Here is a 14,522-nt window from a genome sequence, read left to right on the forward strand (position 1 = left end):
TTTTTACATGTCGCGCCGCCGCTTCAGGGACGCTCGAAAACGGCTATCGATTCGACGTGCGCGGTATGCGGAAACATGTTGACCGCCCCCGCCGCAACAAACCGGTAGCCCTTGCTACCAACCAGTACCGCCGCATCCCGCGCCAGGGTCGCCGGATTGCACGAAACATAAACGATGCGCTGCGGCCCATCCTGCTGCCCGATGACCTTGACCAGTTCGTGCGCCCCTTCGCGCGGCGGATCGATCAGCATCTTGTCGAAGTGCCCCAAGGCGGCCAACGATGCTTCGCTACATTCAAACAGATTGGCCACCCCGAACTCGACCCGATCAGCCAGACCATTGGCCGTCGCATTCTCGCGCCCGCGCTGAACCAGCCCTTCGCTGCCCTCGACCCCAACCACCATCGCCCCCGAGCGGGCGATCGGCAAGGTGAAATTTCCCAGACCACAGAACATGTCGGCAATGCGTTCACCCGGCAAGGGGTCGAGCAAACGCAATGTGCGGCGCACGAGAACACGATTGACCGCATGATTCACCTGGGTGAAATCGGTCGGTTTAAAGTCCAATTCCAGATCGAACTCGGGCAAGGTGTACGACAGGCGCGGACCGGGCAAGGGATGGAATCGGTAAACCGAATCCGGGCCTTTCGGCTGCAGATAGAAAACGACATCGTGGCGCTCGGCAAAATCGCGGAGCAACTGCTCGTCCCTGGCTTTCAACGGTTCGAGAATACGCAGGAGCAGCACCGTACAGTGTTCGCCGACCGACACTTCAACCTGCGGCAGACGCTCGGCGATGGATAGCGCAGCGAACAACTCACGCAGCGGCATCAGCAAGGCGGAAACGTGCGGCGGCAAGATCAGGCAACTACGCATGTCGGCGATATAACTGCTGCGCCACTCGTGGAAGCCGATCAGCACCCCGCCTTTTTTGCTGACCTGGCGCACGGCCAGCCGGGCCCGGTGGCGATAGCCCCAGGGCGCTCCGTGGATAGGCGGCAGCATCGTTTCGGGACGAACGCGACCGATGTGCCACAGGCTGTCTTCAAGCACCCGCTGCTTGGCGGCGACCTGCGCCGACGGGTCCATGTGCTGCATGGCGCATCCGCCACAGATGCCGAAATGCGGACAACGCGGCTCGACACGCGCGGTAGAGGGCTTCAGAACGGCGACCAGATGCGCCAACTCGTAGCTAGGTTTTCTTCGGAAACTGGCGTACTCAACGACCTCCCCCGGCAAGGCTGCGTCGACGAAAACAGTCTTGCCTTCCAGTCGGGTAATGCCCCTGGCTTCGTGGTCCAGCGATTCGATAGTCCCGATCGGCACGCACAACTCCGCAAAAAGCGCGAATTCTATCAATCGGTTACACTAATAGCCATGTCTCGCGAACTGATTACTTCCTGGAACGACTATCAGGCGGCAATAGACCGCCTGCTGGCCATGGCTAGCCAGAAAATCTGCATTTACGACGAGGATCTGACCCAGCTCAGACTCGACTCCGAAAATCGCCAGAATGCGCTGAAGCGCCTTCTGCACGGCGGCCGCAATGAGACGCTGCAGATTGCCGTGCGCAACGCCGTTCCGTTGTCCCGACAAAATCCCCTGCTGGTCGGGCTGTTGACGACTTACAGCCATCTCGCGGCAGCCCAACAAACACCGCCGCAACTGGCTCATCTGCGGGACAGCATGCTGCTCATCGATGGCAAGCATGCGTTGATCCGCTTCGAGCAGGACCAACCGCGCAGCAAGCTGTTGATCGATGAAGCCGAGGAATTGAGGCCTTATCTGCTGCGTTTTGGCGAAATATGGTCGGAAGGCGGCGAACCAGTCAGAAATACTGCCCTTGGACTTTAACAACGGAGAAAATGCCGCGGTGCACCAATGCGGTTCTAATAAATAAAATTATTGCTATAATCACGGACTGATTAGGTCGTACCTGATCTCAGAAAATATTTAGCTATTACTGGCTCTTGTCGATAAGGAAATCCCAATGAATAAGTCTGTACTCGTTGCTGCTCTGCTGGCTGTTGCTCTGACTGCTTGTGGCAAGACCGAAGCCCCGGCTCCGGCCGCCCCGGCCCCGGCTCCGGCCGCTGTTGCTCCGGCTGCCCCGGCTGCTGAACCCGCCCCGGCTGCCGCTCCGGCTGCTGATGCCGCCAAGCCTGCTGAAGCCGCTCCGGCTCCGGCTGCTGATGCTGCCAAGCCTGCTGAAGAAAAGAAGTAATTCTTCTTGCTTCAATAAAAACGGGGCTTCGGCCCCGTTTTTTATTGCCCCGGCATTTCGTTCAGGTCACTGCAGTACGCGCCAGGCAAAACCACTATCGGGCGTGGCCACACCAACCCAGCTCTCGGCACATCCCAAGGCCTGCGCGATGGCGCCGACAGCCAGTCCGGGCTGGTTATTACGTTCGCTGAGGTGGGCTGCGACGATATGCTGTAAACGCGAACAGTCGATCTGCCGGAGCAGTCCTGCCGCAACGGAATTTTCGAGATGCCCGTAACGCCCGGCAATGCGCCGCTTCAGCGAGGCGGGATAGGTGGACCGGGCAAGCATTCCGGCATCGTGGTTGCATTCCAGCACCAACCCGTCACAACCTGACAGGACGTCGCGGACATGCGGCGTGACTTCGCCAATGTCAGTCAGCACACCGAGGCGGCGCAGCGTATTGGAAAACACGTACTGCACCGGTTCGCGCGCATCATGGGGGACGGGAAACGGCAGCACCTCAAGTTCGCCGATCGTCAGGGATCGATGGCTGTCGATCAGGCGCAAATCAAGTCCGGCTTCGGCTTCCCGCGAGGCTGCCCAGGTACCGTGCGTCATCCAGAGCGGCAGCGCATATTTTCGGGCCAGCCGAAATACGCCGCCAAGGTGATCGCCATGTTCATGCGTTACGAGGATTCCGGCCAGATCGGCCGGCTGACGCTCCAGTCGGTGTAGCCGGGCTACGGTTTCCCGCAGCCCGAAGCCACAATCGAGCATCAGACAGGTTGCCCCGCTTTCGACCAGCAACGCATTGCCAGCGCTGCCACTGCCGAGCGAGGCGAAACGGATCACTGCAACTGCTGGAGGAGCAGACCGAGGATTTTCTTTGCCGTTTCGGATTTGTCGGTGCCGCCTTCGCTGGAAAGCACCTGCACGACACTCTGCGGACCGCTATCGCTGACATGAATGCGATACTGGACCTTCGAGCTAGTCGGCAATTCCGAGCTCTTCCAGAAGGTGAGCTTGGACATCCAGCCAGCATCCTTCTTCTTGTTATCGGCTTCCGGGTCGACATAGCGAACGAAATACAGGCCACGCGAACGGTCGCGATCCTCAACGGTGAAACCGACACGATCCAGCGCCAAACCGACACGGCGCCAAGCGCGGTCGAAGCGCTCGTAGACTTCCAGCGTACCGGCACCATCGTCCGACTTGGCCAGCTTCGCCCGGGGCTCGGCCTTGGCGGCAGCAACGGAGACTTCGGCGCGTTTTTCATCCGAACCCAGACGCACCATCAGGCGGCGCAGCATTTCAGCCTCAAGCTCGGGATCGGGCGGCCGCGGCTGCCAGCGGGTATCTTCCTTGGATGTCGAGGTATACACCTCTTCCATGCCGCGATGACTGATGAAAACATCGGTCGTGCCTGGCTCGCTACCGGGTTCGAAACGGGTGCGGAACTTGTCGCGCTCGCCCGTCGAGTAAAGCGAATCGAGCAGCTTGCCGATGGTGTTGCGAATGATGTCATCGGGAATCTTGGCGCGGTTTTCCGCCCAATCGGTTTCCATCACGCCGGCGTCGGGACGCTCAAGGCTGACGATGAAGCCGGTTTCCTGCCAAAAATCCTTGACGTTATCCCACAACTTGTCGGCGGGCTGCGCGACAACCAGCCAGCGCTGGTTGCCGGAGCGTTCGACACGAACCTTGTCTACCTTCGGCAGAACAACCGAGTTCTGCGCCAGAGCGGCCGGCGTACGATCGGCGCTGTAGGCAGAAAAGGTGGCGCTACCCTTGCCAGCCGCATCGGGAACCAGGAAGCGGTCATCGCGCGACACTTGCGAAAGGTCTGGCGGCACTTCCAGTGTCGGCGCCTTGCCGGATGACTTGTATTCGATTTTTCGGGAATCGGGAATGATGCTGCACCCCGTCATGGCAATGACGAGCAGCGAGAGAGTAAAACTGGAAAGCCGACGATTCATGTGTTTCATTCTCCGTCAGGCGATCACGCCGGCCTGCCGCATGGCGGCCAGTACGCGCGCCTGGTTTGCTTCGGACAGGGTGGTCAGCGGAAGGCGAATGCCGCCCGACATCAGACCCAGTTGCTGGACAGCCCACTTGACCGGAATCGGATTCGCCTCGCAGAAGAGGTCGCGATGCAGGCCGAGCAGCTTGAAGTGAATCTCGCGTGCCTTGGCAACGTTGCCGGCCGCAGCGGCAACACACATCTCATGCATCAGGCGCGGCGCAACGTTGGCGGTCACCGAGATATTGCCGTGGAAGCCAAGCAGGATCGATGCGATACACGTCATGTCATCGCCGCTGTACAGCGCGAATCCCTTCGGCGCACGGGCGATCAGGTCGCAGGCACGGTCGAGGTTGCCGGTCGCGTCCTTGACGCCGACGATGCCCGGCACCGCGGCCAGACGCAGGATGGTGTCGTTGGCCATGTCGGCAACGGTACGGCCCGGTACGTTGTAGAGCAGAACCGGCAACTCGACCGCTTCGGCGATCGCCTTGAAGTGGCGATAGAGGCCTTCCTGGGTCGGCTTGTTGTAATAGGGCACAACCGAGAGCGCCATGTCGGCACCGGCCTTTTTGGCGAATTCGGTGAGCTCGATCGCTTCCGACGTCGAGTTTGCCCCGGTGCCGGCGATGACCGGAATGCGGCCGGCGGCGTGGTCGACCGTGACGCGGATCAACTCGCAGTGTTCTTCGACATTGACGGTCGGCGATTCGCCCGTCGTGCCGACGATAACGATGGCGTCGGTTCCTTCCTGCACATGGAAATCGACCAACTTGCGCAGGGCGTTCAAATCGAGGCTGCCATCCTCGTGCATGGGCGTAACGATGGCGACAATGGATCCGGTAATCATGGCCTGTTTTTAGGAAAGATAATCTCTTGATTGTAACTGAAGGCTATTCAGAGCGGAAAGACAGGCTCTGTAAGAGATTGTTATTTTTGCGGCAACCACTGCAAACGACCACGGCCGCAACGCATCGTACCTTCCGGCAAGAGCAATTCCGGGTGACGATCGGGGCCAGCCGTACGTACTTGGTGCGCAAACTCGTCGAGCCTGGTCGCTACCGGCACCCGCCAACCGAGCTGACGCAATCGATAACGCAGCACATTTTTCAGGCGCGCCGGGGAGAGCGTTCGCAGCACCGACAGGCGCGCCGCCTCGCCATCAGCCGCCACTTGCCAGTCGATGCCGGCCAGCTCGTCAAGCAGTCCGGCGGCCTCGGAAAAATTTGCGGCGGCCTGCGCCAGGGTGGCCTCGGCCGCAGGAAACCGGCGACTCAACGCGGCCAGCACCTGATGGCGGATGAAATTCCGGGTCAGCGCCGTATCGGCATTGCTTTCATCGACCACCCAGGCCAGATCATTGGCCCGCGCATAGTCTTCAATTTCCGTCCGGGAAATATCGAGCAGCGGACGCAGCAAGCGCTGCCCGGGCAACTGGCGCTCAACGGGCATCGCTGCCGCCCCGGTCACCCCGGCGCCGCGCAGCAGATTGAACAAAATCGTTTCGGCCTGATCGCCGCGATGCTGGGCCAGCAGCAGGCAATCGGCCGGACATTCGGCAAACGCCGCATAGCGGGCCTGCCGGGCGGCCGCCTCGAGACCCTGGCCGGCGCGACGGTCGACCGTGACCTTGCTGATGGTCAGCGGCACCGCAAGGGCATGGCAATAGCGGGTGCAGAATTCGGCCCAGGCATCGGCATTGGGCGACAATCCGTGATGGACATGGATCGCCGCAAGGCGCCCAGCGTAGCCAAGCCGGCTCAGAAGATGGAGCAGGACGACCGAGTCGCAGCCACCGGAGAGGCCGACGCACAGCCGTTCGTCTGCGTGCAGGCGGGCGGCGAGAACCGCCCCGACCCGCGCCGGCAGATCAGGTGACAGGCTGTTCCTTGAAACGACCATAGCTCATCAGGCGCTCGTAGCGCGTTTCGAGCAGTTCCGTCGTTGACTGCCCGGAAAGGTGCTTGAGGGCGTCCTGCAAGGATTTCTTCAGGTTATGGGCCATTGCGGCATGGTCGCGATGTGCGCCGCCCAGCGGCTCGCTGACGATCTTGTCGATCAAGCCCAGGGTTTTCAGACGATGCGCCGTGATCCCCATGGTTTCGGCCGCTTCGGGCGCCTTGGCCGAGCTTTTCCAGAGAATGGAGGCACAACCTTCCGGGGAAATGACCGAATAGGTCGAGTATTGCAGCATCTGCACGACGTCGCCGACGGCGATGGCCAGCGCACCGCCGGAACCGCCCTCGCCGATGATGGTGACGATGACCGGCACCTTCAGTTCGGCCATCACGTACAGGTTGCGGCCGATGGCTTCGGACTGGCCGCGCTCTTCCGCATCAATGCCGGGATAAGCACCCGGCGTATCGACGAAGGTCATCACCGGAATGCCGAATTTCTCGGCCAGCTTCATCAGGCGCAGGGCCTTGCGATAGCCTTCCGGACGCGGCATGCCGAAGTTGCGGTAAATTTTTTCCTTGGTATCGCGGCCCTTTTGGTGGCCGATCACCATCACCGGCTGGCCATTGAAGCGGGCCAGACCGCCGACGATGGCGTGGTCGTCGGCAAAGGCGCGGTCGCCATGGAGTTCTTCAAAATCGGTAAAGATCAGCGACAGGTAATCCAGCGAATACGGCCGCTGCGGATGCCTGGCCACCTGCGAAATCTGCCACGGCGACAACTTGGCGTAGACATCCTTGGTCAGCTGCGCGCTTTTTTTCTCCAGTCGCTCGATCTCCTCGGAGATATCGACAGCGGAATCATCCTGCACAAAGCGCAATTCTTCGATCTTTGCTTCGAGGTCGGCGATGGACTGCTCAAAGTCGAGAAAACTAATTTTCATGGACGGCTCGTTGCTTAAGTTGGCGCGCATTTTACCCCAAAGCTCAGCATGCCCGCCTGTTCTCGATTCTAGCGGCTGCGGATCGCTGCGGCACAAGGCATCGGAGAATATGGGGGCGGCGCGCCCGAGACCGAATAGCGACCAGAAATCGCGGCCGACACAAGACGCCCCCGAGCGAGTTTGCTAACATCGCTCAATTAACCAAGAAAGCCCGACATGTCGCCCGCTGACCTTATCTTTATACACCCGCTGCTTGGCGCGGACGACTCCTGGTCAGGCTATCGCGTCGAATTCGCCGCGGGCGATGCCAACCCGAAAATCCTCGCCGATCTGTGCGCCTCGCCGCTGCTCAACGACTTCGATCATCGCCATCCCTGGTTCATCCCCGCCCTGCCCGGCGGCAGCGCCAAATGCCCGCTCGGCGCGCGCGCCGTCACCGTTTTCCCGGCGCAACCGGCAGCTGCGGATATCGAAGCCTTCGGGCAACTCGAGGCCAGCCTGCGGCAAGCACGCGGCAAACTCGGCCTGATTGCCTCGTCCGATGGAAAATTGCCGGGCACCGGCAGTTGGGAATACTTGCTGATCAGCACCAGCCACGCCCGGACCCTGCCGCGGTTTGCCATGCATGGATTGTCCAGCCGCACCATTCTGGTCGCTACGGACGTGCCCAATCACAATGACCGAAACTGGGTCCTCGAGCATGCCTGCTCGCTGTCGAGCGGCGAGTTCCTGCTGTCACGCGCCGGGGCCGGCGGCAAAGCCGACATGACGCGCGTCCACCTGCTGGAACTGCTCGCCTTGATTGCCCAGGACGCCGACACCGAAGCGCTGGAAGAAATTTTCCGCCAGGAGTCGAAGCTCTCCTACAGCCTGCTCCGCCTGGTCAATTCGGCGGCCATCGCACCGCGCAGCCCGATCACCGGTTTTGCCCAGGCGATCGATCTGCTCGGCCGACGCCAACTGCAGCGCTGGCTGCAGCTATTGGTCTATGCCGATCCGAACAATGGCCTGCACCCCAATCCGCTACTCCAGAAAGCCGCCGCCCGCGGGCATCTGCTCGAACTGCTGGCGATCAGCCTGAAGCCGCGCCCGGCGGCCGAAAACCTCGAAGACGCCGCCTTCATGATCGGCACGTTCTCGCTGCTCAACGTGCTGCTCAACATGTCGATGCGGGAAATCCTGCAACAGCTGCCTCTTTCCGATCTCGTCCGCACGGCACTGGCCGAGTATGGCGGCCCGCTCGGCCAACTGTTGCGCGCCCTCGATAGCGCCGACATGCGCGACCTGACGAAAGCGGCCGAGGCTCTCGTCGAACTGGGCATTGATGGCGAGACCTTCGTCAAGGCCCAACTCGCAGCCTTGAGCTGGGCAGCGAAGATCCGTCCGACCGCCTAACCGAAGCGACCGCTCAGAAAGGGGTTGTGTTTCCGCTCCTCGCCGAAGGTCGACATCGGACCATGACCGGGGATGAACTCAACCTCGTCACCCAGCGGGAAGAGCTTTTCCTTGATCGAGCGAAGCAGCGTTTGGTGATCCCCCTTGGGGAAATCGGTACGGCCGATTGAGCCCTGGAACAGGACATCGCCGACCTGGGCAAGATGGCTGGGCGGGTGATAAAAAACGATATGGCCCGGGGTATGGCCAGGGCAATGCAGGACATCCAGTTCGACCTCGCCGAAGCGCACCTTGTCGCCCTGCTCCAGCCAGCGGCTTGGCACGAAGCCCTTGACGTCCGGGAAGCCGAACATCTTGCTCTGCTGCGCCATGCCATCGATCCAGAACGCGTCATCGCGGTGCGGCCCGTCGATCGGCACCCCGGCACGTTCGGCCAAGGCCGCAACGCCGCCGGCGTGGTCGATGTGGCCGTGCGTAACGAGGATCAGGGCGAGCGTCAGGCCTTCGCCGGCCAGGGTAGCGAGGATGCGATCGATGTCGCCGCCGGGGTCGATTACCGCGGCCTGGCGGGTTTTTTCGCACCAGAAAATGGTGCAGTTCTGCTCGAAAGGGGTAACCGGGACAATTGCGTAGCGCATTTTTCAACCAAAATGTTTATTTCGCGACCATTATCGCATGCTGGCACCCTTGCCCGGCGCAGCCCGCCCCCTTACACTCGGCGGCGTTGCAGGCACACTTATATTGAAGGACGACAAGAAGATGCTCGACCACCCGCTTCCGGATATCGACGCTTGGGTATTGCTCTTCAGCAACAATACGCTGCCCGTGCTGCGCGTCACCAAGCGCCGCCTCGACGAAATGCGCGCCGATCTCGAGCGTGTCGATGCCCGCGAACTGGCTCATGTCATCCTGCAAGACCCGATCATGACCGTTCGCGTCTTGGCCTATATCCAGCCGATGCGCGGCCGGGCGCTACAGCACGACATCACGACCATTGCCAGCGCCGTGATGATGGCCGGCATGGAGCCGTTCTTCCGGCGCTTCGAGGAACTGCCGACCATCGAGGGGATGCTGAAGGGCGTTGACCCGCACGCCCTGCTCGGGGTTCTGCAGGTCATCCGGCGCGCCCAGCGGGCTGCGGACTACGCCCAGGACTGGGCGATCTGGCGCCACGACGTGAATATGGAAGAAGTACGCATTGCCGCGCTGCTCCACGATCTGACCGAAATTCTCGTGTGGTGCTTCGCGCCCAAACTCGGCCTGGAGATTCGCGCCCAGCAGATCGCCAAGCCGACCATGCGCAGTACCGATGCCCAGAAGCACATCATCGACCACACGTTTCAGGATATCCAGGTCGCGCTGTGCCAGGTCTGGCATCTGCCGGAATTGCTGCTCCGTCTGATCGACGATTCCAATGCCGAACAACCGCGCGTCAAGAATGTTGCGCTCGCCGTCCGTCTCGCCCGGCACTCATCGCACGGCTGGGATGACCCGGCCCTGCCCGACGATTTCACCGACATCGGCCAACTGTTGAACATCACGCCGGAAGCGGTGCGCCAGCGTATCGGCCTGGAGCCGATGCCGGCCCGCGAGGCGGACGACTAACCCGGCCCGACGACGAACCGGCCGGCTCGGGCAGTCGCCTCAGGACAGGCTGGCGGCCCGCGCCTCAAGCACTTCCCAACGTTCGAGACATTCCAGCAATTCATCGTCAATGGCCGCCAGGCGGGCCGCCGCCTGTTGCGCCGTGGACGGATCGCTCTGGTAGAGCGTCGCATCCGCCAGCAACTTGCCGAGTTCGAGCTGTTCAGCTTCCAGCCCGGCGATTTTCCCGGGCAAGGTTTCCAGTTCGCGCTGCTCCTTCCAGGGCAGCTTGCTGACCTTGGCCTTGGCCGCCTCAACCGGCTTGCCGGCCGGTTTGGCTTCCTGCTTCTGGCGGGCCGCATCCTTGGCCACGCTTGCCTTGTAGGCCGCCCAGTCGCTGTAACCGCCGGCATATTCCGACCAGCGGCCATCGCCCTCGGCGGCAATGGTCTGCGTCACCACGTTGTCGAGGAAGGTCCGGTCGTGGCTGACCAGGAACAGCGTACCGGTGTAGTTGGCCAACAGTTCTTCGAGCAGTTCGAGGGTTTCGATATCGAGATCGTTGGTCGGCTCGTCGAGCACCAGCACATTGGCCGGCTTGGCGAACAGGCGGGCCAGCAGCAGCCGGTTGCGCTCGCCGCCGGACAAGGAGCTGACCGGGGAACGGGCGCGCTCCGGGGCGAAGAGGAAATCTTCCAGATAGCCGATGACGTGTTTCCTGGCACCACCGATTTCGACGAAGTCGGAGCCCGGCGAGATGATGTCGATCAGCGTCGAGTCCGGGTTCAACTGGGTACGGAACTGGTCGAAGTAGGCCACATCGATCTTGGTGCCGAGGCGGACGATTCCTTCGTCCGGCTGCAGTTCGCCGAGGATCATCCGCAGCAGCGTCGTCTTGCCGGCGCCATTCGGGCCGATCACGCCGATCTTGTCGCCCCGCTGGATGCGGGTCGAGAAATCGCCGACGATGGTCCGGCCGCCGTAGCGCTTGGTCACATGTTCCAGTTCGGCGACCAGCTTGCCGCTCTTGTCGCCGGAGTCGAGCTGCAGATTGACCTTGCCCATCCGCTCGCGCCGCGCCTGGCGCTCGGCCCGCAACTGATCCAGCCGCTGGACGCGGAAGACGGCGCGCGTGCGCCGCGCCTCGACTCCCTTGCGGATCCAGACTTCCTCTTCCTTGAGCAGTTTGTCGGCGCGGGCATTGGCCAGCCCCTCTTCATGCAGCAATGCTTCCTTGCGCTGCTGATACTCCTGGAAACTGCCGGGAAAACTAACCAGCTTGCCGCGATCCAGTTCGACGATGCGCGTACAGACGTGGTCGAGGAAGGAGCGATCGTGGGTGATGAAGAACAAGGTGACATTGGTCTCGATCAGCATGTTCTCCAGCCACTCGATAGCCGCGATATCGAGGTGATTGGTCGGCTCGTCGAGGAGCAGGACCTCCGGCGCCACGGCCAGCGCCTGGGCCAGTGCCAGGCGTTTCTTCTGGCCGCCGGAGAGACTGCCGACCAAGGCATCGGGGTCAAGACTGAAGCGTTCGATAACGCGCTCGGCCTGCGCCTCGTAAGCCCACGCACCGCACGCCTCCATCTCGTGCTGCAGGGTTTCCATGCGGGCCAGCAGCGCCTCGTGGTCAACGTCAGGCTCGGCCATCTGGTGCGTCACTTCATGATAGGCGGCGAGCAGTTTGGAAGCCTCGCCCATGCCGGAAGTCACCGCCTCGAAAACCGTCATCTCGGCCTCGAACGGCGGCTCCTGCGGCACATAGCCGACGCGGATGCCGGGCTGCACCCAGACCTCGCCGTCGTCGAGTTTGCCGCGCCCCGAACCGCCAGCCAAGGCGGCGAGCAAGGAGGATTTACCGGTCCCGTTGCGGCCGATCAGCGCGACACGCTCACCCGGATCGAGCAGAAAATCGGTGTGGTCGAGAAGCGGCACGTGGCCGTAAGCAAGGCAGGCAGAGGAGAGTTTTAGATAGGGCATGGGCGCTAAATGAGTGCGGCGCCTCGCAAGGCGCCGCGTTGGGAATAAAGGGATTCTAGCCGCTCGCGAGGCAAAGCGCGAAAGTTGTCTCGGCAAGACCGCCGCCCAAGGCGGTCGATTCGGTAGCCGATCGTGACTTTGGCCATTGCCGTTTTCATAGTGCGCCAATCTTTCACAAGGGCCTCCCGCACCGGTACAATGCGCCCCTGCCGGAAAAATGCGGCTCGCCTCCATAGTTAAATGGATATAACACGCCCCTCCTAAGGGCGAATTGGTGGTTCGATTCCACCTGGGGGCACCAAGAAGCCGTTCGAATCGCGAGCCTTTTCAGCCCGAGCTTTCACCGAGACGACAAAACGCTTCGCCGGCCCCGTCACCAAGCGGGCTTCCTCGGACGTGCCATCAGAAGTCCTCACCTCATCCAGCATGTCTCTCGACCCCCAGACTCTCTTTATCGTAAGCGTCACCAATCTCCTGGCACTGGCGATACTGCTGCCGCTGATCATGGGCGGGAGGCTCAGTCCAGCCGCCAAAGCGGCACGCCTCTCATTGATCGTGCATGCCGGCGCCTGGATTGCCGTCATTCTTTCCGAACAAACGACCAACCAGTGGGCGAATCTCGTTTTGTCCACCATCTCGATGGGCTGCTACAGCGCCAGTCACTGGCTTCTTTACCGCGCCCTGAGCGAATGGCTGGGACCACGCAAGCTCCGGCGGACGTTAGCCATCCTCGCCGTAACGATGCCGATCGGCTACGCCATTGCATTCGACAACTACGCCTGGCGAGTTGGCTGGGCCAATCTTCTGATTGCCTTGCAGCTCCTCATCCTTGCCCAGGCAACGCTGCATCCAGCGTCGAAACGCCATGGCTCGTGGCGCTTTGCGCTCTGCATCTGTTTCTCGGCGATGGCCGCCTTGACGTTGGCCCGAGGCTTTCTCGGCACCTTCCATAGCGACCTCTATCCGAGTTTTGCCACGCCGCACCCGATCAATATCATGTCGTTGCTGGTGGCCAATGCGGCGATGATCTTGAGCAACGTCTCGGTCCTGGTCGCTTGGCGCGAGGAAGCGGAACTGCAGCTACGCGAACTGATAGCAGTCGATCCGCTGACCACCTTGCTGAATCGTCGCGGCTGGGATGAGCGGGGAATGCACGCTTTCTCGCTGGCTTTACGCCATCAACAGCCGCTCTCCCTGCTCTCGATGGACATCGATCATTTCAAGCAAATCAACGACCACTACGGGCATGAGGCGGGAGACGCCGCCTTGCGTCTATTCGGGCAATTGCTGCACGAGCAACAACGGACCGGCGACATCATTGCCCGGATTGGCGGCGAGGAATTTTGTGTCATGCTCCCGATGGCCGGCTTAGATGCCGCACAAGGCTTCGAACGGCGCTTGCGTAGCCTGCTCGATAGCCAGGCAACAGAGAAACTCGGCTTTTCCTTCAGCTTCAGCACGGGGCTGGCCTACCTGACGCCAGCCGATCGCAGCCTCGATAATTTGCGGCAACGTTCCGACCAAGCCTTGTATCAAGCGAAAAATGCCGGGCGAGGACGCCTGGTGATGCATGACGACCACTTGCCGGAGATCGATCGAGCAAGTTTCAGCACGACCTAAGTCCGAAAGCCTTGGCGGCTACAATACCGCCCCACCTCACCGCCCCGCCGAACCATGAAAAAAAGCGCCACGACTCCCCGCCACTCCGTCGACATCAGCGAAGAGGCTGGCGTGCGCAACCTGCATTTCGGCTCGGACTGGATCCAGGGTGCCATGCGCATCGCCCGCCCATGGTCGCTGGAACTGGCCTATACCCGCGAAATGATGGCCGGGCTGCTGCTCCGCCCGGCCGGCCAGTGGCCGCGCCATGCCCTGCTGATCGGCCTCGGCGCCGGGTCGCTGGCCAAGTTCATTTACCGCAATCTGCCGAATTGCCGGATCACCGTCGTCGAGATCAATCCGCAGGTCGAATTCATCGCCCGCCAGTATTTCAAGCTGCCGGACGATCCACGCCGCATCGATGTCGTCATCGGTTGCGGTGCCGACTACATGCTGAGCGGCGAGCGTCAGTTCGACTACATCCTGGCCGACGGTTTCGACCCGGAAGCGCGGGCCGGCGCGCTCGACACCCTGCCTTTTTATCAGGCCTGCCGGGCCAGGCTGAGCGAACGCGGGCTGTTCTGCGCCAATCTGCTCGGCCGCAACAAGAGTTTCCAGGCCAGCGCCGAGCGGATCAGGACGGCTTTCGATGGCCGGCTGACGGTCTTCCCCTCCTGCGACAGCGGCAACACCATCGTCTTCGCCACCGGCGGCGAGCCGGTCGATGTCTCGCTCGACGAACTGCGCGAGCGCGCGGTGAAACTGAAGCAGGACTCCGGCCTCGACTTGTTGCCGACGATCAGCCGCCTGCAACTGGGCGCCCCTTTCCCGGATAGCCGCCTGGCGATCTAAAAAATCCGGGCGGAATTTTTTCGGGTGCCGGGTCCCGCCAGCCCT

General features: G+C 61.7%; 14 protein-coding genes and 1 tRNA gene. 7 read left to right on the plus strand and 8 right to left on the minus strand.

Annotated features, from left to right (window positions below; genetic code table 11):
* Positions 1–23 precede the first annotated feature (23 nt).
* On the minus strand, positions 24–1,325 hold the full coding sequence (gene rlmD / locus KI611_RS17705; protein ID WP_226416971.1) for a 23S rRNA (uracil(1939)-C(5))-methyltransferase RlmD: 1,302 nt from the start codon (positions 1,323–1,325) through the stop codon (positions 24–26).
* 51 nt (positions 1,326–1,376) lie between these two features.
* Here rlmD and KI611_RS17710 point away from each other — a divergent pair, with 51 nt between their 5' ends.
* Together KI611_RS17710 and KI611_RS17715 are read left to right on the plus strand one after the other, a co-directional pair.
* Positions 1,377–1,853 carry a hypothetical protein gene (locus KI611_RS17710; protein ID WP_226416972.1) on the plus strand — a complete coding sequence of 159 codons (477 nt, stop codon included), beginning with the start codon at positions 1,377–1,379 and terminating at the stop codon, positions 1,851–1,853.
* 136 nt (positions 1,854–1,989) lie between these two features.
* The gene (locus KI611_RS17715; protein ID WP_226416973.1) at positions 1,990–2,223 is read left to right on the plus strand and encodes a hypothetical protein; all 234 of its coding nucleotides are present in this window, start codon (positions 1,990–1,992) and stop codon (positions 2,221–2,223) included.
* A gap of 66 nt (positions 2,224–2,289) precedes the next feature.
* Here KI611_RS17715 and KI611_RS17720 read toward each other — a convergent pair whose 3' ends face one another.
* The 5 genes from KI611_RS17720 to KI611_RS17740 all read right to left on the minus strand — a co-directional run bounded on the left by KI611_RS17720 (position 2,290) and on the right by KI611_RS17740 (position 7,064).
* Positions 2,290–3,057 (minus strand): MBL fold metallo-hydrolase, encoded by a 768-nt coding sequence (locus tag KI611_RS17720; RefSeq protein ID WP_226416974.1) that lies wholly within the window; start codon positions 3,055–3,057, stop codon positions 2,290–2,292.
* Positions 3,054–4,181 carry an outer membrane protein assembly factor BamC gene (gene bamC, locus KI611_RS17725; RefSeq protein WP_226416975.1) on the minus strand — a complete coding sequence of 376 codons (1,128 nt, stop codon included), beginning with the start codon at positions 4,179–4,181 and terminating at the stop codon, positions 3,054–3,056. Before bamC ends, KI611_RS17720 begins: the two co-directional genes overlap by 4 nt.
* Positions 4,182–4,196: 15 nt before the next feature.
* Entirely contained in the window at positions 4,197–5,075 is an 879-nt protein-coding gene (gene dapA / locus KI611_RS17730; RefSeq protein WP_226416976.1) for a 4-hydroxy-tetrahydrodipicolinate synthase, read from the minus strand.
* A gap of 80 nt (positions 5,076–5,155) precedes the next feature.
* Positions 5,156–6,127 carry a tRNA lysidine(34) synthetase TilS gene (tilS, locus tag KI611_RS17735; protein ID WP_226416977.1) on the minus strand — a complete coding sequence of 324 codons (972 nt, stop codon included), beginning with the start codon at positions 6,125–6,127 and terminating at the stop codon, positions 5,156–5,158.
* Positions 6,096–7,064 (minus strand): acetyl-CoA carboxylase carboxyltransferase subunit alpha, encoded by a 969-nt coding sequence (locus KI611_RS17740; protein WP_226416978.1) that lies wholly within the window; start codon positions 7,062–7,064, stop codon positions 6,096–6,098. Before KI611_RS17740 ends, tilS begins: the two co-directional genes overlap by 32 nt.
* Positions 7,065–7,280: 216 nt before the next feature.
* Between KI611_RS17740 and KI611_RS17745 the strand changes: the two genes are divergently transcribed.
* A complete protein-coding gene (locus KI611_RS17745; protein WP_226416979.1) occupies positions 7,281–8,459 on the plus strand; it encodes an EAL and HDOD domain-containing protein in 1,179 nt (392 codons plus the stop codon).
* Here KI611_RS17745 and KI611_RS17750 read toward each other — a convergent pair.
* Positions 8,456–9,097: an MBL fold metallo-hydrolase gene (locus tag KI611_RS17750; protein WP_226416980.1), complete on the minus strand. Its 642-nt coding sequence runs from the start codon at positions 9,095–9,097 to the stop codon at positions 8,456–8,458. The genes KI611_RS17745 and KI611_RS17750 overlap by 4 nt on opposite strands.
* Positions 9,098–9,134: 37 nt before the next feature.
* On the opposite strand from KI611_RS17750, the gene KI611_RS17755 reads away from it, so the two are divergent.
* The gene (locus KI611_RS17755; RefSeq protein WP_226416981.1) at positions 9,135–10,064 is read left to right on the plus strand and encodes an HDOD domain-containing protein; all 930 of its coding nucleotides are present in this window, start codon (positions 9,135–9,137) and stop codon (positions 10,062–10,064) included.
* A 39-nt stretch (positions 10,065–10,103) separates the two neighbouring features.
* On the opposite strand, the gene KI611_RS17760 is transcribed toward KI611_RS17755, so the two are convergent.
* Complete coding sequence (locus KI611_RS17760) at positions 10,104–12,026, minus strand: ATP-binding cassette domain-containing protein (RefSeq protein ID WP_226416982.1); 1,923 nt, start codon at positions 12,024–12,026, stop codon at positions 10,104–10,106.
* A gap of 226 nt (positions 12,027–12,252) precedes the next feature.
* On the opposite strand from KI611_RS17760, the gene KI611_RS17765 reads away from it, so the two are divergent.
* From KI611_RS17765 to KI611_RS17775, 3 genes are all read left to right on the plus strand, one after another.
* A tRNA-Arg gene (locus tag KI611_RS17765) sits at positions 12,253–12,327 on the plus strand.
* Positions 12,328–12,452: 125 nt separating this feature from the next.
* Positions 12,453–13,646 carry a GGDEF domain-containing protein gene (locus KI611_RS17770; RefSeq protein ID WP_226416983.1) on the plus strand — a complete coding sequence of 398 codons (1,194 nt, stop codon included), beginning with the start codon at positions 12,453–12,455 and terminating at the stop codon, positions 13,644–13,646.
* Positions 13,647–13,700: 54 nt separating this feature from the next.
* Positions 13,701–14,477 (plus strand): fused MFS/spermidine synthase, encoded by a 777-nt coding sequence (locus KI611_RS17775; protein WP_226416984.1) that lies wholly within the window; start codon positions 13,701–13,703, stop codon positions 14,475–14,477.
* The last annotated feature ends 45 nt before the right edge of the window (positions 14,478–14,522 follow it).

Source organism: Dechloromonas denitrificans (assembly GCF_020510685.1).
In the GTDB taxonomy this organism is placed as follows: Bacteria; Pseudomonadota; Gammaproteobacteria; order Burkholderiales; family Rhodocyclaceae; genus Azonexus; species Azonexus denitrificans_A.